Origin of the sequence: Candidatus Hakubella thermalkaliphila (assembly GCF_013281975.1) — a bacterium.
Lineage (GTDB): Bacteria > Actinomycetota > Humimicrobiia > Hakubellales > Hakubellaceae > Hakubella > Hakubella thermalkaliphila.
The window spans coordinates 1-2423 of record NZ_BLRZ01000183.1; the positions used below are offsets into that span (position 1 = coordinate 1).

The 2423-nt window shown below is 49.9% G+C and carries 4 protein-coding genes; 3 read left to right on the plus strand and 1 reads right to left on the minus strand.

Annotated features, from left to right (window positions below):
* Together HW443_RS13065 and HW443_RS10615 are read left to right on the plus strand one after the other, a co-directional pair.
* On the plus strand, positions 1 to 238 hold a 238-nt coding region (locus HW443_RS13065), incomplete at its 5' end, for a hypothetical protein (RefSeq protein ID WP_219857245.1).
* A 98-nt stretch (positions 239 to 336) separates the two neighbouring features.
* Complete coding sequence (locus HW443_RS10615; RefSeq protein ID WP_176231732.1) at positions 337 to 1221, plus strand: HAD-IIA family hydrolase; 885 nt, start codon at positions 337 to 339, stop codon at positions 1219 to 1221.
* Here the strand turns inward: HW443_RS10615 and HW443_RS10620 are convergent.
* A complete protein-coding gene (locus tag HW443_RS10620; protein ID WP_176231733.1) occupies positions 1183 to 1902 on the minus strand; it encodes a zinc metallopeptidase in 720 nt (239 codons plus the stop codon). The two genes, HW443_RS10615 and HW443_RS10620, sit on opposite strands and share 39 nt — an antisense overlap.
* Before the next feature lie 69 nt (positions 1903 to 1971).
* On the opposite strand from HW443_RS10620, the gene HW443_RS10625 reads away from it, so the two are divergent.
* Positions 1972 to 2196 (plus strand): hypothetical protein, encoded by a 225-nt coding sequence (locus HW443_RS10625; RefSeq protein WP_176231734.1) that lies wholly within the window; start codon positions 1972 to 1974, stop codon positions 2194 to 2196.
* Positions 2197 to 2423: the final 227 nt, after the last annotated feature.

Genomic DNA, 2423 nt, shown 5'->3' on the forward strand with positions numbered 1-2423 from the left:
TTTAATTGAACCACAACATATTGTATGTATTCAGGTAAATGACGTTGTAGGGTTATCTCATCTCGGAAGTTTCTTCCTTTTTGACCTATGTCCATATGATAAATATGATAACACATATCGGGGCAAGGTGAATGATTTTTTAAGAATTGGTGTCCTGAGGAGGAAAGAGTTGTCGAGTGTGCTAATATTATCTAAGCTATCCGGGTTCAAAGTTTCAAACTGGCCGGCACCTGGTTAGCCTCATCTCTTAAGCCCCTCATGCCGCCAGGGGCGACGCCACAAAGGATGAAAAAGGGGGTATTTTTCAGGATAGAATATCCGGAAAGGTGGTAAAAGTTGGGCTTACTGGAGAAATATGACAACTTTATCTTCGATATGGATGGGGTCATCTATATCGAAGACAGGCCTATAAAAGGAGCCAAGGAGCTATTCCAGAAGTTGAAGGATTCGGGCAAACGCTACGTATTTATGACCAATAACTCCCAATACAGTGTTCCGGCATATCTGCGAAGGCTGAAATCCATGGGTATTGAGGTGGAGCCAGATCAGATTATCTCTTCGGCCAGAGTAACAGCCCACTACGTTAGGGATACCTTCGGGAAAGGAAAGGTAACCACCTATGTTATAGGAAGCAACGCCTGTAAAGCAGAAATGGAGCAGGCCGGGATCAAGGTTCTCTCCGGAGAAGAGGGTAAAAAGGCAGATCTGGTCATAGTAGGTCTGGATGTAAACTTCAGTTACAAGAAGTTGCGGATAGCCAGCCTGGCCATCCGCAATGGGGCGGCCTTCATTGTGACCAATGCCGATGCCACTTTTCCTGGTACAGAGGGGGTCTATCCGGGGGCCGGGTCCCTCATCGCCGCCCTGGAAGCATCCACTGGCCAGAAGGCCACTTCCATCGGCAAGCCCGCCCGGCCTATGCTGGATGCGGCTCTCAAATACTTCGGAAATAACGGACAAAAAACCCTTATTGTGGGAGATAGACTGGATACAGACATTCTCATGGGCAACCTCTTCGGCATTGATACCGCTATGGTTCTGACTGGTATTCATACCCGAAAGGATGTAGAGAGTTCCTCGGCCAGGCCCACCTACATTCTGGATGGGATATGGTCTCTTCTGGAGGTGGAGGGTCCCGGGCCCATGGCGCGAGGAGTCCCCTACCAGGAAGAAATATTTGTATCAATGCCTGGTGTTGCGCAAAACAATCAGCCTGAGTAGTTGCAGAAGAGCCATGGCCGTAGCCGCCACGTAAGTCAGGGCGGCTGCCGAGAGGACTTTCTTCACGTAGGGAAGTTCGTCCGACCCCACAATATTGTTACTGCGCAAGAGACTCAGAGCCCGGCTACTGGCATTAAATTCTACGGGCAGAGTGATAACCGTGAACATCACCGCCAGAGAAAAGACCAGAATTCCCAGGTTCATCATGGATGGTGATCTAAAAAGAAAGCCCAGGAAGAAGAGAGGGAAGGCCGCCCAGGAACCGAAGCTGGCCAGGGGATAGAAGCTGGTCCTCAGATGGAGAGGGAAATACCCCACCGCGTGCTGAATGGCGTGGCCAGACTCATGAGCAGCAATGCCCAGGGCAGCTACCGAGCGCCCGGAGTAGACATCAGGCGAAAGTCGCAAAACTCTGCTCCTGGGATCGTAGTGGTCGGTAAGCTGGCCCATGGTCCTCTCGATGCGCACGCCAGAAGTCCGGCGCTTTCCAGAGATGGCCTCTGTACCCACATCGTAGATTCCACTATTCCTGAGGATGATGGCCGCCGCCTCAACGCCAGAGATACCTCCTCTGGCCATGATCTGCGATCCTTTAGCATAAGCGCTCCTGACCCTGATCTGGGCGTATATAGCCAGGATCAAGGCGGGTATAAGCAGAAGAAAACTTGCGTCTAGAAACATCTGAAAACACCTCCAATTTAGTACTTTTTAGAATTGCCTTCTATGGGTTAGGGTAAATTTTACCAGATCATGGCCAGAGTTTCAAGAGGGCGATTTGCCTTTGTAGCACCGGCAGCCATCTATGGTGAAGATCACGGCCTGAGTTTGAAGATGAGTCTTTGCCTTTATATTATATCACCGGCAGCCATCTATGGTGAAGATCACGGCCTGAGTTTGAAGATGAGTCCGGAGTGTGTTAAAAGATATATAGGAGGTATGGAAAGAGAGCCCTCAGTTGACACTGCCCCCGAATAAATTCGGTGTAATTCTCAGATGACTGAGGGAACTTGGGCGGGCGGCATAATCGCGACTACAGGGTTTTCTCCGTGACACATTTTGAGTCTGGAGAAAGTGCTACAAGGATGGTCAATGAACGCTTGAAGAAACTGGCCGCCTCTCTGGGCCAATGGAAAAGGAGGTTCTTCTCCCAAATTTACAGACGTCGGGATACCAATCCCAGTCCCGGGTATAGATAAAGTTCT

Bases quoted from the DNA above. Each gene is read 5' to 3' on its own strand.
- HW443_RS10625 (WP_176231734.1), top strand. From the start codon at position 1,972: ATGGCCAGAGTTTCAAGAGGGCGATTTGCCTTTGTAGCACCGGCAGCC.
- HW443_RS10620 (WP_176231733.1), bottom strand. From the start codon at position 1,902: ATGTTTCTAGACGCAAGTTTTCTTCTGCTTATACCCGCCTTGATCCTG.